This window comes from Streptomyces saintjeani, assembly GCF_055409605.1.
Map to the genome: position 1 here is coordinate 4,068,452 of NZ_CP189624.1, position 16,058 is coordinate 4,084,509.

General features: G+C 71.6%; 15 protein-coding genes. 9 read left to right on the forward strand and 6 right to left on the reverse strand.

Annotated elements, in window-relative coordinates; all coding sequences use genetic code 11:
• Positions 1 to 13: 13 nt before the first annotated feature.
• Entirely contained in the window at positions 14 to 1,261 is a 1,248-nt protein-coding gene (locus ACQCO7_RS18310; protein WP_464072862.1) for an RNA-guided endonuclease InsQ/TnpB family protein, read from the reverse strand.
• A gap of 293 nt (positions 1,262 to 1,554) precedes the next feature.
• On the opposite strand from ACQCO7_RS18310, the gene ACQCO7_RS18315 reads away from it, so the two are divergent.
• The 6 genes from ACQCO7_RS18315 (at position 1,555) to ACQCO7_RS18340 (ending at position 7,549) form a co-directional block, all read left to right on the forward strand.
• Positions 1,555 to 2,001: a DoxX family protein gene (locus tag ACQCO7_RS18315; RefSeq protein WP_464072863.1), complete on the forward strand. Its 447-nt coding sequence runs from the start codon at positions 1,555 to 1,557 to the stop codon at positions 1,999 to 2,001.
• A gap of 3 nt (positions 2,002 to 2,004) precedes the next feature.
• Positions 2,005 to 2,421, forward strand: coding sequence for a Zn-ribbon domain-containing OB-fold protein (locus tag ACQCO7_RS18320; RefSeq protein ID WP_464072864.1), 417 nt, complete (start codon positions 2,005 to 2,007; stop codon positions 2,419 to 2,421).
• Between the two features lie 249 nt (positions 2,422 to 2,670).
• Positions 2,671 to 3,279, forward strand: coding sequence for a GNAT family N-acetyltransferase (locus tag ACQCO7_RS18325; protein ID WP_464072865.1), 609 nt, complete (start codon positions 2,671 to 2,673; stop codon positions 3,277 to 3,279).
• On the forward strand, positions 3,276 to 4,136 hold the full coding sequence (locus tag ACQCO7_RS18330) for a GNAT family N-acetyltransferase (protein WP_464072866.1): 861 nt from the start codon (positions 3,276 to 3,278) through the stop codon (positions 4,134 to 4,136). The genes ACQCO7_RS18325 and ACQCO7_RS18330 overlap by 4 nt, the downstream gene beginning before the upstream one ends.
• 120 nt (positions 4,137 to 4,256) lie before the next feature.
• Positions 4,257 to 6,482 carry an acetate--CoA ligase family protein gene (locus ACQCO7_RS18335; RefSeq protein ID WP_464072867.1) on the forward strand — a complete coding sequence of 742 codons (2,226 nt, stop codon included), beginning with the start codon at positions 4,257 to 4,259 and terminating at the stop codon, positions 6,480 to 6,482.
• 77 nt (positions 6,483 to 6,559) lie between these two features.
• Positions 6,560 to 7,549: an enoyl-CoA hydratase/isomerase family protein gene (locus ACQCO7_RS18340; protein WP_464077231.1), complete on the forward strand. Its 990-nt coding sequence runs from the start codon at positions 6,560 to 6,562 to the stop codon at positions 7,547 to 7,549.
• Here ACQCO7_RS18340 and ACQCO7_RS18345 read toward each other — a convergent pair.
• Entirely contained in the window at positions 7,536 to 8,471 is a 936-nt protein-coding gene (locus ACQCO7_RS18345) for a hypothetical protein (protein ID WP_464072868.1), read from the reverse strand. The two genes, ACQCO7_RS18340 and ACQCO7_RS18345, sit on opposite strands and share 14 nt — an antisense overlap.
• A gap of 83 nt (positions 8,472 to 8,554) precedes the next feature.
• Between ACQCO7_RS18345 and ACQCO7_RS18350 the strand changes: the two genes are divergently transcribed.
• A complete protein-coding gene (locus ACQCO7_RS18350; protein WP_464072869.1) occupies positions 8,555 to 9,163 on the forward strand; it encodes a flavin reductase family protein in 609 nt (202 codons plus the stop codon).
• Between the two features lie 137 nt (positions 9,164 to 9,300).
• Here the strand turns inward: ACQCO7_RS18350 and ACQCO7_RS18355 are convergent, their stop codons facing one another.
• Positions 9,301 to 10,602 carry an MFS transporter gene (locus tag ACQCO7_RS18355; RefSeq protein ID WP_464077232.1) on the reverse strand — a complete coding sequence of 434 codons (1,302 nt, stop codon included), beginning with the start codon at positions 10,600 to 10,602 and terminating at the stop codon, positions 9,301 to 9,303.
• A gap of 299 nt (positions 10,603 to 10,901) precedes the next feature.
• Between ACQCO7_RS18355 and ACQCO7_RS18360 the strand changes: the two genes are divergently transcribed.
• Positions 10,902 to 11,903 carry a GlxA family transcriptional regulator gene (locus ACQCO7_RS18360; RefSeq protein ID WP_464072870.1) on the forward strand — a complete coding sequence of 334 codons (1,002 nt, stop codon included), beginning with the start codon at positions 10,902 to 10,904 and terminating at the stop codon, positions 11,901 to 11,903.
• Between the two features lie 8 nt (positions 11,904 to 11,911).
• Here the strand turns inward: ACQCO7_RS18360 and ACQCO7_RS18365 are convergent, their stop codons facing one another.
• Genes ACQCO7_RS18365 through ACQCO7_RS18375 form a run of 3 tightly spaced genes read right to left on the reverse strand, consistent with a single transcriptional unit; the run spans position 11,912 to position 15,019 of the window.
• Positions 11,912 to 12,961 (reverse strand): Zn-dependent alcohol dehydrogenase, encoded by a 1,050-nt coding sequence (locus tag ACQCO7_RS18365; protein WP_464072871.1) that lies wholly within the window; start codon positions 12,959 to 12,961, stop codon positions 11,912 to 11,914.
• A complete protein-coding gene (locus tag ACQCO7_RS18370; RefSeq protein ID WP_464072872.1) occupies positions 12,958 to 14,097 on the reverse strand; it encodes an acyl-CoA dehydrogenase family protein in 1,140 nt (379 codons plus the stop codon). Before ACQCO7_RS18370 ends, ACQCO7_RS18365 begins: the two co-directional genes overlap by 4 nt.
• A 10-nt stretch (positions 14,098 to 14,107) precedes the next feature.
• Positions 14,108 to 15,019 (reverse strand): SDR family oxidoreductase, encoded by a 912-nt coding sequence (locus ACQCO7_RS18375; RefSeq protein ID WP_464072873.1) that lies wholly within the window; start codon positions 15,017 to 15,019, stop codon positions 14,108 to 14,110.
• Between the two features lie 85 nt (positions 15,020 to 15,104).
• Here ACQCO7_RS18375 and ACQCO7_RS18380 point away from each other — a divergent pair, with 85 nt between their 5' ends.
• On the forward strand, positions 15,105 to 16,031 hold the full coding sequence (locus ACQCO7_RS18380) for a cyclase family protein (RefSeq protein ID WP_010357816.1): 927 nt from the start codon (positions 15,105 to 15,107) through the stop codon (positions 16,029 to 16,031).
• The last annotated feature ends 27 nt before the right edge of the window (positions 16,032 to 16,058 follow it).

The window sequence follows — 16,058 nt, forward strand, 5'->3', positions numbered from 1 at the left end:
CGTGTTCCCTGGCCTAAAGTCCAGGGATTCCGGTCTGGGCCGTCTGTCTGCCCTTCCGGTGGCTTCCTGCTTCACCGCGCTGTGCGGGCACGTGTGCCCGTCTTACCGGCGCTCCACAGGCGTTTCGTGTCTCCGCCCGCCCGGCGGCGACGATACGGCGTCCCTCGAAGAGGGCGTTGCGGCCCGCATTGCGGTCACGGTCGTGGTGGGTGCCGCACTCGCCGCACGTCCACTCCCGGACGTGGAGCGGTTTGGGGCCGTCCCTGAACCCGCAGGCCGAGCAGACCTGCGAGGACGGGAAAGCACGGCCCACCTTGACGAACGTACGGCCGTGTCTGGCCGCCTTGTACTCCAGCATGCCGGTGAACGCGGACCATCCCGCGTCGTGCACGGACTTCGCGAGCCGGGTACGGGCCAGGCCGGACACCGCGAGATCCTCCACATACACCGCTTGGTTGTCGCGGACGATCTGTGTGGAGACCTTGTGGTGGAAGTCCCGGCGCCGGTCCGCCACCCGGGCGTGCTGGCGTGCGACTTTGATCCGGGCCTTGGCCCGGTTCTTCGACCCCTTCACCTTGCGGGACAGCTCCCGCTGGAGGCGCCGGAGTTTCTTCTCCGCCCGGCGCAGGAAGCGCGGGCTGGCGATCTTCGTCCCGTCGGACAGGGCCGCGAAGGCGGACAGGCCCAGGTCGATACCCGTGTCGGTCTCCACGCCGGGGAGGATGTCCGGCCCAGTGTCGACGACGAAGCTGAGGAAGTACCGGCCACAGCTGTCCTTGGTGACGGTCAGGGACGTGGGCGCGGCCGGGAGCCGACGCGACCACATGACCTTGAGGTTCCCGACCTTGGCCACGTACACCGTGCCGTCGTCCTTCAGGCAGAAGGCGTTGGTGTTGAGGCGGACCGACTGCCGGGTGTCCTTCTTCGACTTGAAACGGGGCGGACCGACCTTGCGGCCCTGCCGCTCGCCCTTCACCGAGTCGAAGAAGTTCTTGTAGGCGGCATCCAGATCCCGCAGGGACTGCTGAAGCACGACCGCCGACACCTCGGCCAGCCAGGCACGTTCGGCGGTGCGCTTGGCCTGAGTGATACGCAGCCTGGACAACTCCGCCGAGGTCACATACGGCAACCCCGCCGCGTGCGCCTCCTGCCGGTCGCGCAGGCAGTCGTTCCACACCACCCGTGCACACCCGAACGCCTTCGCCAGCGCACGGCACTGCGGGGCGTCCGGGTAGGCCCGGTAGTTGTAACGGAGCTGCACGCCCACCACGCTACGCACACAGACCACGCACGGCACACCAAAGATCGAAACTTATCGATAATTTGTTCTATTTTCCATATCTGGCTGACACGGGATCAGACTTCCGTGCACAGCCTGCGAGGACATCGAGGCCAGTTTCCGGCGCCAGGAGTCGCCGTACGTCAGCCGTCTCGCGGCGAGTGGGTGGTCGTGCTGGCGAGTAGAGCCTCCCCTTGCCAAACTTCCTTCCCGCTCCTAGAACTGACGTACCGTCAGATTCGCGACCCCGTTCGCCCGACCCAGCAGGGAGTCCCATGGACACGATCTGGCTCGACGGCGCGCAGTGGCTGGCGGTGTTGCGGATCGGGCTCGGGCTGTGGTGGCTGGAGAGTTGGCGGCACAAGGACAAGAAGACGTGGTTCCAGGGCGGGGGGATCAGGTGGGCGGCGGACATCGCCGCCAAGCACCGGTGGTCCGCCGTGCGCAGCGGGTTCGCGGTCACCGTCACGCCTCGGCCCCGGGCGATGGCGTACGTCGTCGCCTACGCCGAACTCGCCCTCGGGCTCGGCCTCGTCCTCGGGTTCCTCACACCCGTCGCCCTGGTCGGCGGGTTCCTGCTGAACGGGCTCTACTTCGTCCTCATGATCCACGACTGGGCGGAGCAGGGGCAGAACTCGATGATGGGGCTGATGTCGGTGGTGGGCCTGTTCGGGATGTCGTGGCAGAGCTGGTCCGTGGACAGTGCGCTGGGGTGGTTCTGAGACATGGCCGAGCACCCGGGGGTCCCTCAGAAGTACGACATACCTGAGGCCGATGCCCTCACCCTCCCCTACTGGGACGCCGCCGCCCGGGGCCGCCTGCTGATCCGGCGCTGCACGGCCTGTTCCCGCCCCCACCACTACCCCCGCGAGTTCTGCCCCCACTGCTGGAGCGAGGACGTCGTCTGGGAGGAGGCATGCGGACGGGCCGGCCTCTACACCTGGTCGACCGTCCACCGGAACGACCTCCCGCCGTTCCGCGACCGCACGCCGTACGTCGCGGCGGTCGTCGACCTGGAGGAGGGGCCCCGGATGATGACGGAGGTGGTGGGGTGCACGGCTGCGGAGCTCCACCCGGGGATGGAACTGGTGGTGAGATTCCGGGAGGGCGTGCCGGTGTTCGGGCCGCCGGGGCGCGTCTGAGGGGGCTGGGAGGGCTCTGTCGCTCCTGAGAGGTAGGCCGGGAAGGGTAGATCCGCAGAGGTAACGCTGGAGAGGCAATCCTCAAGGGGTAGCCCGGGGGAGGTAGCTCCGAGGAGGTAACCCCCGAGAGGTAGCTCTAGAGAGGTAACCCCAGAGGGGTAGCTCTGGAGGGGTAGATCTGCCGGGGTAGCTCCCGAGGCGTAGATCAAATGGGGTGCCCCTCAAGAGGGACCCGGTTTCAATGGCCCCATGCCCCGAGCGACCGACCCCGTACCCCCGGCCCCCGCACCCCGCCTGCACGGCCACGGCCTCGCCCTGCACCCCTGGGACCCCGGCTCCGGCGCGGACGTGGACGCCTGGCTGCGGGGTCAGGCGAACGACGAGTTCCGGCGTTGGAACACCCCGCTCATGCCGGTCACCGACCTCGACTCGGCCCGCGCTCACATGCGGTCGAAGGTGGAGGGCGCCGCCGAGGGCACCGGCATGCCGTTCCGCGTCGCCGACGCCGCGACGGGCGAGACGCTGGGGTATATCGGGCTGAACCTCGTCAACCGGGTCACCCGGAGCGCGCGGGTCGGGTACTGGGTGCTGCCCGAGGCACGGGGCCGGGGTGCAGCGACCCGCGCCCTGACCGTCGTAGCCCACTGGTCGCTCACCGAATTCGGCCTGCACCGGCTGGAGTTGGACCACGCGGACGGGCACGACGTCTCCTGCCACATCGCCGAGCGGTGCGGTTTCCGCTACGAGGGCACCCTCCGTGACGCGACGTTCGCCGCGGGCCGCCACGACGCCTTCCGCGACATGCACCTGCATGCCCGCCTGTCCACCGATCCGGAACCGAACGGGGAGAGCAAATGACCGACGAGCACTGGCGGTTGACCACCGACCTGACCGAATTCCTGGACACGGCAGGCCCGTTCCTGCGCTCTCGTCCGGTCCGCCACACGGTCCCGCTCACCGTGACCGAGAACCTGCGCACCCAGGGCACAGCCCTCTACGGCGACAACCGCCCCTTCTTCGGCTCCCTGACCGGCGCCGACGGCGAGGTGGCGGCGGCCTTCTTCCACACCCCGCCGTTCCCGCTCAGCGTCACCCGACTCACCCCGCAGCAGGCCGAGTCGCTGGCCGAAGCGCTCCTGCACCACAACCACCCGCTCTCCGGCGTCAATTCGGACGAGAAGACGGCGGAGGCGTTCGTGGCGGCGTGGAGGCGCAGGACGAACGCCACCGCGACCGTGTTCCGACGTGAACGCCTCTACCGGCTGGAGGAGTTGACGCGACCCCAGCCGGTCCCGCCGGGCCGGTCCCGCACCGCGACCCCGGCGGACCACGCCCTGCTCCGCGCCTGGAACGACGAGTTCACGACGGAGATCGGCCACCCCCACACCATGGCCGACTCCCTGCTGACCGCCCGCATCGCCGCCGGCTCCTTCACCCTCTGGGAGACCCCGGACGGCACCCCGGTCTCGATGGCGAGCGCCACCGGCCTGCTCGCGGGCCAGATCCGGATCGTCACGGTCTACACGCCGTCCGAGCACCGTGCCAAGGGGTACGCGGGTGCGGCCACCGCCGAGGCGAGCCGCCGGGCGCGCGAGGCCGGAGCCCAAGAGGTGCTGCTCTTCACGGACTTGGCGAACCCGACGAGCAACGCGCTGTACCGGCGGATCGGTTACCGTCCGGTCGAGGACTTCGCCGCGTACGGCTTCCAGGACTGACCTTCCCGCACCGCTCCCATCCGGCCGCCCGCCAACCTTTCACCGCACCCCCATTCCTGACACACCATCAGTTCTGTAATCTGACAGTGCGTCAGCTAAGTCAAGGAGGCGGGCGGACCGATGCTTGGATCAACCCACGGCACCCTCACCACCGACTCCCGCCGGGCCCGGGTCATCGCCTGCGGCGAGCAGCCCGGACCGGCCGTGCACGGCAGGCCGGCCGATGTGGACGGCATGGACGTCAGCGGGCGTCCACTGTACGCGGACGTGCCGGTTCTGGAGAGGTTCTTCCGGCCCGAGTCGGTGGCGGTCGTCGGCGCCTCCGACGCAGAGGGCCGGCCGAACACCGGGATCACCAGGCAGTTGCTGGCCTGGTCGAAGCGGGTGGGGGCCCGGCTGCACCCGGTGCACCCCACCCGTCCCGCGGTCTTCGGCATTCCCTGCGTCGCGTCGGTCGCGGACCTTCCCGAACAGGTCGATCTGGCCGTGCTGTTGGTGTCCGACCCGCTGCCGGTGATCGAGCAACTCGCCGAGACGAAGGTGAAGTTCGCGGTCGCCTTCGCGTCCGGTTTCGCGGAGACCGGCGAGGAGGGCGCCGCCGCGCAGGCGAGGCTGGCGGCGGCCGTCGAGCGCGCGGGCCTCAGGCTCCTCGGCCCGAACACCAACCTGAACGCCTTCGAGGAGTTCCGCGACGACCTCGACGGACCGGCGATCGCCCTCATCACCCAGTCCGGTCACCAGGGCCGACCGGTGTTCTCCCTCCAGGAGTTGGGCGTGCGCCTCTCCCACTGGGCGCCCACCGGGAACGAGGCCGACCTCGAAACGGCCGACTTCATCTCGTACTTCGCCGAGCGGCCCGAGACCGGCGCGATCGCGTGCTACGTCGAGGGCCTCAAGGACGGCCGCGCGTTCCTGCTCGCCGCCGACCGCGCGGCCCGCCGCAGGGTGCCCGTGGTCGCGGTGAAGGTCGGCCGCACCGAGACCGGCGCCCGCACGGCGGCCTCCCACACCGGCAAACTCACCGGTGCCGACGACGTGGTCGACGCCGCGATGCGCCAGTACGGCGTGATCCGCGTCGACGCGCTCGACGAACTCCAGGACACGGCAACCCTGTTGGCCCGCGCGAAGCCCCCGGTGGCGAACGGCGTCGCCGTGTACGCGATTTCGGGCGGCACCGGCGCCCATGTCGCCGACCTCGCGACGACGGCGGGCCTCGACCTGCCGTCCCTCTCCGCCGCCAAGCAGGCCGAACTGCACCAGTGGATACCGGAGTTCCTCAGCGTCGCGAACCCGATCGACAACGGCGGACACCCGGTCGGCGACCACCGGGGCCGGAAGATCATCGACGCGATCCTCGCCGACCCGTCGGTCGGGGTGCTGATCTGTCCGATCACCGGCCCGTTCCCGCCGCTCAGCGACCGGCTGGTCGAGGACCTGGTGGCGGCGGCCGAGGAGACGGACAAGCTGGTGTGCGTGGTGTGGGGTTCGCCGGTCGGCACCGAACAGGCGTACCGGGACGTGCTGTTGGGGTCGCGCAGGGTCGCGACGTTCCGTACGGTCCCCAACTGCCTCAAAGCGGTGCGGGCTTATCTCGACCACCACCGCTTCACCCGTGACTACCGCTCCCCCTTCGACCAGGCTCCCCGCACCCCGTCGCCCTCCTTCCGCAAGGCCCGTGAACTCATGCGCCCCGGACAGCAGTTGAGCGAGCACGCGGCCAAGCAGCTGCTGCGCGCGTACGGGATCCGGGTGCCGCGCGAGCAGTTGGTGACCAGCGCGGCGGGGGCCGTACGGGCGGCGAGCCTCGTCGGCTACCCGGTCGTGATGAAGGCGTCCGGCGCGGACATCGCACACAAGACGGAACTCGGCCTGGTGAAGATCGGCCTCACCTCGGCCAGCCAAGTCCGGGACGCCTACCGTGAGTTGACGGATATCGCCCGGTACGAGGAGGTCGCGCTGGACGGCGTCCTGGTCTGCCAGATGGTCGCGCAGGGCGTGGAGATGGTCGTCGGCGTCAGTCATGACGCGCTGTTCGGGCCGACGGTGACGGTCGGGCTCGGCGGGGTCCTGGTCGAGGTCCTGCACGACACCGCCGTACGCGTACCACCCTTCGGGGAGACGCAGGCGCGGGACATGCTGACGGATCTGCGGGGGCGGGCGCTGCTGGACGGGGTGCGGGGGAGGCCGCCGGCGGATCTGGACGCGCTGGTCGAGGTGATCCTGCGGGTGCAGCGGATGTCGCTCGAACTCGTCGACGACATCGCGGAGTTGGACATCAACCCGCTGATCGTGCTGCCTCGGGGGCAGGGGGCGGTGGCGTTGGACGCGCTGGCGGTGTGCCGGTGAGCCCGCCTCGGACGGACGGGCCCGGACCAGACGCCGCGTCCATGACCCGCACTGTTCCCAAAGCCGACGCCGCGTCCATGACCCGCGCTGCTCCCAAAGCCGACGCCGCGTCCAGAACCCACGCCGCTTCCGAAGCCGACGCCGCGTCCAGAACCCACGCCGCTTCCGAAGCCGACGCCTCGCCCGAGGCTCACGCCGCCTCCAAGGCCGACGCCTCCCGCGAAACCGGCGCCGAACCCGAACCCCGCGCCGCGCCTGAGGCCGAAGCCCACGCCGACCCCGACACCCCCCTCCTCCACTCCACCGACGACCACGGCATCACCCGCCTCACCCTCAACCGGCCCGAGTCCCTCAACGCCCTGACACCAGCCCAACGGGACGCCCTCATCGGCCAGTTGGCGGACGCCTCGGCCGACCCCGCCGTACGCGTCGTCGTCCTGACCGGTACCGGTCGCGGCTTCTGCGCGGGTGCCGATCTGCGGGGCGGCCCCGCGAAAGAGGTGCTGCCCGGGGACGTGTCACGGACCCTGCGTCTGGGGGCTCAGCGGCTCGTCGCCGCCGTACTCGACTGCGAGAAGCCCGTGATCGCGGCGGTGAACGGGACGGCGGCGGGGCTGGGGGCGCATCTCGCCTTCGCCTGTGATCTCGTGCTCGCCGCCGAATCGGCCCGTTTCATCGAGGTGTTCGTGCGCCGGGGGCTCGTTCCCGACGCGGGCGGCGCCTATCTTCTGCCCCGGCTGATCGGGCCGCATCGCGCCAAGGAGCTGATGTTCTTCGGGGATTCGCTGTCGGCGCCGGAGGCCGAGCGGCTCGGTCTGGTCAACAGGGTCGTGCCGGACGGGGAGTTGGCGAAGGCGGCGCAGGAGTGGGCGGCCCGGCTGGCCACCGCCCCCACCCGTTCCCTCGCCCTCACCAAGCAACTCGTCAACTCCTCCCTCGACTCCGACCGGGCCACCGCGTTCGCCGCCGAGGCCGCCGCGCAGGAGATCAACATGACGACGGCGGACGCCCGGGAAGGACTGCGGGCGTTCGCGGAACGCAGGAGCCCTGAATTCAGGGGCCGTTGACCCCGAGTCGGGCGGGCCTGAGGATGTGCAGGTCGCCCGCATCGGGATCGCCGAACAGCACGAACAACTCGGGCGAGTCCGCCGTACCGCCGACGACCCAGTACGTGTCCGCGCCGCACCCCTCAAGGCGTACGACCGCACCATCGCGCTCCTCGGAGCCCTCGCCGTCGAACCCGTCGTAGCGGCCCTCGGTGTCGAGGAACCACGTGCCGGTCGCGTCGCAGACGTCGTAGACCTTGTCGACGGACCAGTCCCCGTCGGGCCGCTGGGCGGGCAGGCCGTTCGCCTCGGCGTGGCCGCCTGGGCGCAGGTCGAGTTCCGCGCCGTCCGCTCCGCGCCAGACTCCGGTGAGGCGGTCGGCGGAGAGCCGGGGTGGGTCGTACTCAGGTATTAGACCTGCCGCATCAGCCGCGAACACCCCCGTGAGTACTACGCCGAACAGGGCCACCGAGGCCGGGACCGAGCGCCACCACACGCCCCCGGGGGACCACGGGTGGCTCCTGCGGCGTAGTACCAGTACCGCGAGCACGGGGAGGATGCCGAGCGCGGTCAGGGCAGCGGCGGTCGGGAACAAAGGAGCGCTGAGGGTGAGGGTCGCGATCATCGCCCACAGCGCGCTCACGAGCGCCGTAGCTCCCAGGTAGTACGACCACCCACCCTTGAGAGCCGCGAGCGTTCCGGCGGGGCGGGTGAGCAGGGCCGTCTGGAGCATGCCGGTGACCGGTACCCACAGCGGGGCGAACAGGAGGACGCAGGCCCAGCCGAGGCTGGACGGGGGGATGCCGTAGTCGTCCTGGCCCGAGGACAGGGCCACCCAGACGACGAGGGCGGCCGGTATCTGTGCCGCCGCCGTCGCCGCGGCCACATGCGTGTCGACAGGCGTCCAGCTCAGCCGGGCCGCCCGCAAGGTCCCCCGCCTCATGAGGGGGAGCGTATGCGGGGCGCGCAAAGAAGGGTTCACCACCCCTTCCGACCTGACGCCCCGTCAGCTTCAATGGGAGGGTGATGGGACACGCAGGCGCTGCGGCTGCCGCAGTCCGCTATCTGAGGGCCCTGCCGGGCGGCGGGGCGGCCGAGGGGCCGCCGAGACCGCGACCGGAACTGCGGTGCGTACGGGACGGCGAGGGCGCGCCGGTCGACCAGACGGTTTTCCGGCAGGTGCTCGGGAACTTCGCGAGCGGGGTGACCGTTGTCACGGCACCGGCTCCCGCGGAAACGGAAGGAGCATCCCCCGCCGGGTTCGCCTGCCAGTCCTTCTCCTCCCTCTCCCTCGACCCGCCCCTCGTCGCGTTCATGGTCGCCCGCACCTCCACGACCTGGCCCCGCATCGCCCGCGCCGGCGTCTTCTGCGTCAACGTCCTCGCGGACGACCAGTCCGACCTGTGCCGCGCCTTCGCCCGCAGCGGCACGGACAAGTTCGCCGGGGTGCCGTACGACGCGGCCCCCGCCAGCGGGTCCCCCCGCCTCGCCGGCGCGCTCGCGTGGGTGGACTGCACGATCCACGCGGTCCACACGGGCGGCGACCACCTCATCGTCGTAGGCAGGGTGGACGCGCTGGGGACGATGGGCGGGGAGCGGGGGCCGCTGCTGTTCCATCGGGGGCGGTTCGTCTAGGACCCCGACGGGCTCCAACTCCCGTATGCCTGCGGTGACTTGGCCGCGCCTCCCAACAGCGGACCCATCACCCCGTACGCGCTCGCCCCGGAGCACGGCGCACCCCGTAGACGCCCACGCGCGGCCCGCCCGCCGGGTCACGCCGTCGCGAGCGCCACCCCCCGTCGCCGTATCACCAGCGCCATCAGCGCCGCCGCCGCGCACAGCGCTCCCGACGCGTACCAGACCACGTCGTACGAGCCGAAGACGTCCCGCGCGACGCCGCCGAGGAAGGCGACCAGGGCCGCGCCGACCTGGTGGGACGCGAGGACCCAGCCGAAGACGATGGCCGAGTCGTCGCCGTAGTGCTCGCGGCACAGGGCGAGGGTGGGCGGGACGGTGGCGACCCAGTCGAGGCCGTAGAAGACGATGAAGAAGATCATCGGGGGGTGGACGGTCGCCGCGAGCAGCATCGGCAGGAAGAGGAGCGAGACGCCGCGCAGCGCGTAGTAGACCGCGAGGAGGCGGCGCGCGTCGAAGCGGTCGGTGAACCAGCCGGAGGCGATCGTGCCGACGACGTCGAAGACGCCGATCACCGCGAGGAGCGAGGCGGCGGCGGTGACGGGCATGCCGTGGTCATGCGCTGCGGGTACGAAGTGGGTCTGGACCAGGCCGTTGGTGGACGCTCCGCAGATCGCGAAGGTGCCCGCGAGCAGCCAGAACGGGCCCGTGCGCGCCGCCTTGGACAGGACGGTCAGCGCGCGCCGCGCGGCGCCTGTGACGGGCGGCGGCTTCTCGACGTACGCCTTCGCGCCGTACGGCTCGATGCCGACGTCCGCCGGGTGGTCGCGCAGCAGCAGCCAGACGAAGGGGACGACGGTCAGCGCGGCGAGGGCGACGGTCACCGCGGCCGGGCGCCAGTCGTAGCGGGTCACCATCCAGGACAGCAGCGGCAGGAAGATCAGCTGGCCCGACGCGGACGCGGCGGTGAGGATGCCGCTGACCAGGCCGCGGCGCTCGGTGAACCACCGGTCGGTGACGGTCGCCGCGAACGCCAGCGCCATCGAGCCGGAGCCGAGGCCGACCAACAGGCCCCAGTACAGCATCAGTTGCCAGGCCGCCGTCATCCATACGGTGAGTCCGGAGCCGATCGCTATCACCGTCAGCGCGACGGCTACGACCCGGCGGATGCCGAAGCGGTCCATCAGCGCCGCCGCGAACGGCGCGGTCAGGCCGTACAGCGCGAGGTTGACGGACACGGCCGCGCCGATCGTCCCGCGCGACCAGCCGAACTCGTCGTGCAGGGGGTCGATCAGCAGGCCCGGCAGGGAGCGGAAGGCCGCCGCGCCGATGATCGTGACGAAGGTGACGGCGGCCACGAACCAGGCGCGGTGCACCCGGAGTCGCGCGCGGGGGGCGTGCGGTGGTTTGGCTGCGGGGAGTTCGGGGGGTACGGGCACCCCCGCCACGGACTGCCCGGCGCCCGACGGCTGGGGCACGGAGGTTCCGGCCACGAACACCCCACCGGCAGCGGGCCCGGCTTCCGACAGCCCGGGCAGGGCGGATCCTGGTGCGGGCACCCCCGCCCCGGGCGCCCCGGCAGCAGTGGGCCCGCCCCCGGGCTGCCCGGCCGTGGAGGGGGCCGCCGCGTACGGCCCGTCCGCTGGGGTCTCGGTTGTCTGAGTCACGTCACTCAGCATCGGCCCCCCGCTCCCCCGCATCGACTGGCCCGAAGGACACGGTTCGCTAGGATCGGGCCATGAGCCCCGGCACCGCACGGGCCTACCGCCCGCACCACGTGGTCGTCCTCGCCCTCGACGGCATCCTCCCTTTCGAACTCGGCATCCCCCACCGGATCTTCGGCCGCCCCAGGGACGCGCGGGGCCGGCCCCTGTACGAGGTGATCACCTGCTCGGTCCGCCCGCCGGGCCCGGTCCGTACGGACGCCGACTTCTCGATCATGGTCGAGCACGGTCCGGAGGCGCTGGCCGATGCCGACACCGTGATCGTCCCCGCCTCCTACCAGCTGGGCCCGGTCTTCAAGGAGGGCGTGCTCACCCCGGAGCTGGAGTCCGCCCTCGCGCGCACGCGCCCCGGCGCGCGCCTCGCGTCGATCTGCACGGGCGTGTACGTCCTCGCCGCCGCCGGCCGTCTCGACGGGCGCCCCGCGACGACCCACTGGGCCGACGCCGAGCACCTCCAGCGGCTCTTCCCGCGCGTGGCCGTCGACCCGAACGTCCTGTTCATCGACGACGGCGACGTCCTCACCTCGGCCGGTGTCGCCGCCGGGATCGACCTGTGCCTGCACATCGTGCGCCGCGACCACGGCGCCGCCGTCGCCAACGAGGTCGCCCGCCGCACCGTCGTCCCCCCGCACCGCGACGGCGGCCAGGCCCAGTACATCGAGCGCCCCGTCCCCGACGCCCGCCAGGCCAGCACGACGGCCGCCCGCGCGTGGGCGCTGGCCCGCCTCCACGAGCCGATCCAGCTGCGCGACATGGCCGCCCAGGAGGCGATGTCCGTCCGCACCTTCACCCGCCGCTTCCGCGAGGAATCCGGCGTCAGCCCCGGCCAGTGGCTCACTTCCCAACGCATCGAACACGCCCGTCACCTCCTCGAATCCACCGACCTCTCCATCGACCGCATCGCCCACGACGCGGGCTTCGGCACGGCCCAGTCGATGCGCCAGCACCTCCAGACCGCCCTGGGCGTCACGCCGTCGGCATATCGCCGGACGTTCCGTACCGGCGCCGAGACCTGAGGCCCCCGTCAGAACGTCAGCACCGCCCGAGCCACCCTCCCCTCCTCCGCGTCCACCCGTGCCTTCTCGAAGTCCTCGATCGGGTAGGTCCGGGTGACCAGTTCGTCCAGCAGGAGCCGCCCGGAGCGGTACAGGTCCGTGTAGAGGGGGATGTCGCGCTGGGGGCGGGAGGAGCCGTAGCGGCAGCCCAGGATGGACTTGTCCAGGAAGAGGGAGGTCACCGGGAAGGACGCCTCGGCCGTGGGGGGCGGGGTGCCGAGGAGGATCGCCTGGCCGTGGCGGTCCAGGAGGTCGATCGCGGCTCGGACGAGGGTGGTGCGGCCCACGCATTCGAAGACGTGGTCGGCGCCCGTGGGGAGCAGGTCCCGCACCGCCTCTGTCGACGTCACGAAGTCCGTCGCGCCGAAGGTACGGGCCGTCTCCTCCTTCGCCGGGTTCGTGTCCACCGCGACGATCCGCAGGGCTCCGGCTATGCGCGCGCCCTGGAGGACGTTGAGGCCGATGCCGCCGGTGCCGATGACCACGACGCGGTCGCCCCGGTCGACGCGGGCGCGGTTGAGGGCGGCGCCTACGCCGGTCAGGACGCCGCAGCCGATGAGGGCGGCCGAGGTGAGGGGGACGTCCTTGGGGATGCGGACCGCCTGGACGGCCTTGACGACGGTGCGTTCGGCGAAGGCCGAGTTCGCGGCGAACTGGTGGACCGGCGTGCCCGCGCGTGTGAAGGGGCGTTTCGGGCGGCCCAGGGAGTGCCGGCACATCGTCGGGCGGCCCCGGTCGCACTCCGCGCACGTCCCGCAGTTGGCCAGCGTCGACAGCGCGACGTGGTCGCCGGGCGCCACGTGCGTCACCCCCACGCCGACCGCCTCGACGATCCCGGCGCCCTCGTGCCCGAGGACGACCGGCACGGGGAAGGGGATCGTGCCGTCGACGACGGACAGGTCGCTGTGGCACAGCCCCGCGGCGGAGATCGCGACCAGCACCTCCCCCGGCCCCGGCTCCCGTACGTCGAGGTCCCGCACGACCTCGACGCGGCTCCCGTCGAACACGACACCCCTCATCGCACCGCTCCCCTCTTCGGCAGACCGAGCACCCGCTCGGCGATGATCGTGCGCTGCACCTCGTCGGAGCCGCCGTAGATCGTGTCAGCCCGCGAGAACAGGAACTCCCGCTGTCCTTCGTCGAGTTCGTACGGCGCCTCGGGCGCCCACGCGCCGGGCCCGACGGCGGCCTCGGCGCCCCGCACCAGCACCCCCAGCTCCCCGAGCCGCTGGTGCCAGCCGCCCCACAGCAGCTTGGCGACGCTGGTGGCGCCCGCCTCCTGCGCGCCGCCCAGCGTCCGCAGTGCGTTCCACCGCATGACCCGCAGTTCGGCCCACGCGCGCACCAGCCGTTCGCGGACGACGGGATCGGCGTCGGCCCCTGTCCGCGCCGCCGTCTCCAGGACCCGCCCCAACTCCTCGGCGAACCCGATCTGCTGGGCGAGCGTGGAGACGCCCCGTTCGAAGCCGAGCAGGCTCATCGCGACCCGCCAGCCGTCCCCGGCGGCCCCGACGACGTGTTCCCCGGCGGCGAACGCCCCGTCGAAGAACACCTCGTTGAACTCGCTGGTGCCAGTCATCTGGCGAATGGGCCGTACGTCGATCCGGCCCGGCTGGTCCATGGGGACCAGGAGAAAGGTGAGCCCCTTGTGGCGCGCCGATTCCGGGTCGCTGCGGGCGAGGACGAAACACCAGTCGGCTTCGTGCGCGAGGGAGGTCCAGATCTTCTGGCCGGTGATCCGGTATCCGCCCGCGCAGGATTCGGCGCGGGTGCGGATTCCGGCGAGGTCGGATCCCGCGCCGGGTTCGCTGTAGCCCTGGCACCACAATTCCTCGCCGGCCGCGATCGGGGGCAGGAATCTGGCTTTCTGCTCGGGAGTTCCGTGCGCGAGGAGCGTGGGCGCGAGGAGGTTCTCCCCGATGTGCCCGGAGCGCGCGGGGGCGCCCGAGCGCGCGTACTCCTCGGCCCACACGACCTGCCTCGTCAGCGGCTCGGGCCGGTTGCCGTACCCGCCCTCGCCCCATCCGATCCCGATCCGCCCGGCGGCGCCGAGCGTGCGCTCCCAGGAGCGCCGGTCCACGGCCGAAGGGACGTGCGCGGAGAGCCAGGCGCGCACCTCGGTACGGAAGTCGTCGGCACCGAATTCGAAATCCACGGTCCCCTCCTCACGCGTTGGGGCGGTTTCCCTCCGCCGCCGCTTTCCTCATCTCCGCCAATTTCTCCAGCAGGGGCATCGGTTCCGTCCCGACACTCCCCGGCAGCACCTCGGCGATCCGCTCCGGCGTCCAGCCGCCTTGTGAGAACGCCGCCCGCACTTCTTTCGGCTGCGCCCACACCGCAATCTTGGCACCGGCGACCGTATAGACCTGTCCAGTTATCCACAGGTCGCGCGCCCGGTTGGACAAAAGGAAAATCACCATCGCGGCGACGTCCTCGGGCTCGCCCATCTCCGCGAGTTCCATCGGCACCCCGGCCGACATCCGGGTCCGGGCGACGGGCGCGACGGCGTTCGCGATCACGCCGTACTTGTGCAGCCCGAGGGCCGCGCTGCGCACCAGCGAGATGATCCCGCCCTTCGCGGCGCTGTAGTTGGCCTGCGAGACGGAGCCCTGGTGGTTGCCGCTGGTGAACCCGATGAGCGACCCGGAGCCCTGCCGGCGCATCACGGCGGAGGCGGCCCGGAACACCGTGAACGTGCCCTTGAGGTGCGTCGCGACGACCGGGTCCCACTCCTCCTCGGTCATGTTGAACAACATGCGCTCGCGCAGGATCCCGGCGACGCAGACGACCCCGTCGAGCCGCCCGTACGTCTCCACGGCGACGTCGACGACCCGCTGCCCGCCGGCCATCGTCGAGATGTCGTCGGCGACGGCGACGGCCTCCCCTCCGGCGGCGGTGATCTCTTTGACGACGCCCTCGGCGACCTCACTCGTGGGCGAGGCGCCGTCCACGGCCACGCCGTAGTCGTTGACGACGACCCGCGCGCCCTCGCGCGCTGCGGCCAGCGCGACGGCCCGTCCGATCCCCCGTCCCGCGCCGGTGACGGCGACGACCTTGCCGGCCAAGAAGTTCCCCACGACCCGCCCCTTCCACGGTTTCTGACGGACCGTTAGATTTTATGGCGCGGCCAACCGCCGAGGACAAGCCCCGGGGAGGCACCGGATGACACTGCCGGAGGAGTTCCACGAGATCGCGAAACGCGTGAACAACTGGGGGCGTTGGGGAGCGGACGACGAGATCGGCACGCTCAACCTGATCACCGGCGACGTCGTACGCCGGGCCGCCGCCGAGGTGCGCGACGGGCGCCGGGTGCCGCTCGCGCTGCCCCTCAAGGAGGACGGCGTGCAGACCGGGGCGATCCCCGGGCGCGTCAACCCGCTGCACGCGATGACGCAGATCAACCAGGAGATCTTCGGCCCCGGCACGGTGGCGTGCAGCGACGACGCGGTGACCATGGGCCTCCAGGCCGGCACCCACTGGGACGCGCTGACGCACGTCTCGCACTCGGGGCGGATCTACAACGGGCGCCCGGCGGGCACGATCACCGCGCACGCGGGCGCGGCCTTCAGCGGCATCGCCACCGCGCGGCACGTCGTCTCACGGGGCGTGCTGCTCGACGTCGCCCGCGCGCGGGGCGTCGAGAAGCTGGACGGCGGGCACGCGGTCACGCCTCAGGACCTGGCGGCGGCCGAGGAGTTCGGCAAGGTGCGCGTGCGCGCGGGGGACGTCGTCCTCGTACGGACCGGGCAGGTGCGGGTGTATCTCGGCGGGGACCGGCACGCGTACGCGTACCCGTCGCCGGGGCTGTCGGTACGGACGCCGGAGTGGTTCCACGCGCGGGACGTCGCCGCCGTCGCGAACGACACGCTGACCTTCGAGATCTTCCCGCCGGAGATCGAGGACCTGTGGCTGCCGGTGCACGCGCTCGACCTGGTCGAGATGGGGATGCTCCAGGGGCAGAACTGGAATCTGGAGGAGTTGTCCACAGCCTGTGGAGAAACCGGGCGGTACGCGTTCCTGCTGTCGGCGATGCCGGAACCGTTCGTCGGCGCGACCGGCACACCCGTGGCGCCCGTCGCGGTCCTCTGAGCGCTCGCCCGTACGCACCGGACGGCG

What these genes read in the sequence shown, in the direction of transcription:
- ACQCO7_RS18320 (WP_464072864.1), top strand. Translation starts at nt 2,005, where the DNA reads ATGGCCGAGCACCCGGGGGTCCCTCAGAAGTACGACATACCTGAGGCC.
- ACQCO7_RS18330 (WP_464072866.1), top strand. Translation starts at nt 3,276, where the DNA reads ATGACCGACGAGCACTGGCGGTTGACCACCGACCTGACCGAATTCCTG.
- ACQCO7_RS18345 (WP_464072868.1), bottom strand. Translation starts at nt 8,471, where the DNA reads ATGAGGCGGGGGACCTTGCGGGCGGCCCGGCTGAGCTGGACGCCTGTC.
- ACQCO7_RS18380 (WP_010357816.1), top strand. Translation starts at nt 15,105, where the DNA reads ATGACACTGCCGGAGGAGTTCCACGAGATCGCGAAACGCGTGAACAAC.
- ACQCO7_RS18335 (WP_464072867.1), top strand. Translation starts at nt 4,257, where the DNA reads ATGCTTGGATCAACCCACGGCACCCTCACCACCGACTCCCGCCGGGCC.
- ACQCO7_RS18315 (WP_464072863.1), top strand. Translation starts at nt 1,555, where the DNA reads ATGGACACGATCTGGCTCGACGGCGCGCAGTGGCTGGCGGTGTTGCGG.
- ACQCO7_RS18325 (WP_464072865.1), top strand. Translation starts at nt 2,671, where the DNA reads ATGCCCCGAGCGACCGACCCCGTACCCCCGGCCCCCGCACCCCGCCTG.
- ACQCO7_RS18360 (WP_464072870.1), top strand. Translation starts at nt 10,902, where the DNA reads ATGAGCCCCGGCACCGCACGGGCCTACCGCCCGCACCACGTGGTCGTC.
- ACQCO7_RS18365 (WP_464072871.1), bottom strand. Translation starts at nt 12,961, where the DNA reads ATGAGGGGTGTCGTGTTCGACGGGAGCCGCGTCGAGGTCGTGCGGGAC.
- ACQCO7_RS18340 (WP_464077231.1), top strand. Translation starts at nt 6,560, where the DNA reads ATGACCCGCGCTGCTCCCAAAGCCGACGCCGCGTCCAGAACCCACGCC.
- ACQCO7_RS18350 (WP_464072869.1), top strand. Translation starts at nt 8,555, where the DNA reads ATGGGACACGCAGGCGCTGCGGCTGCCGCAGTCCGCTATCTGAGGGCC.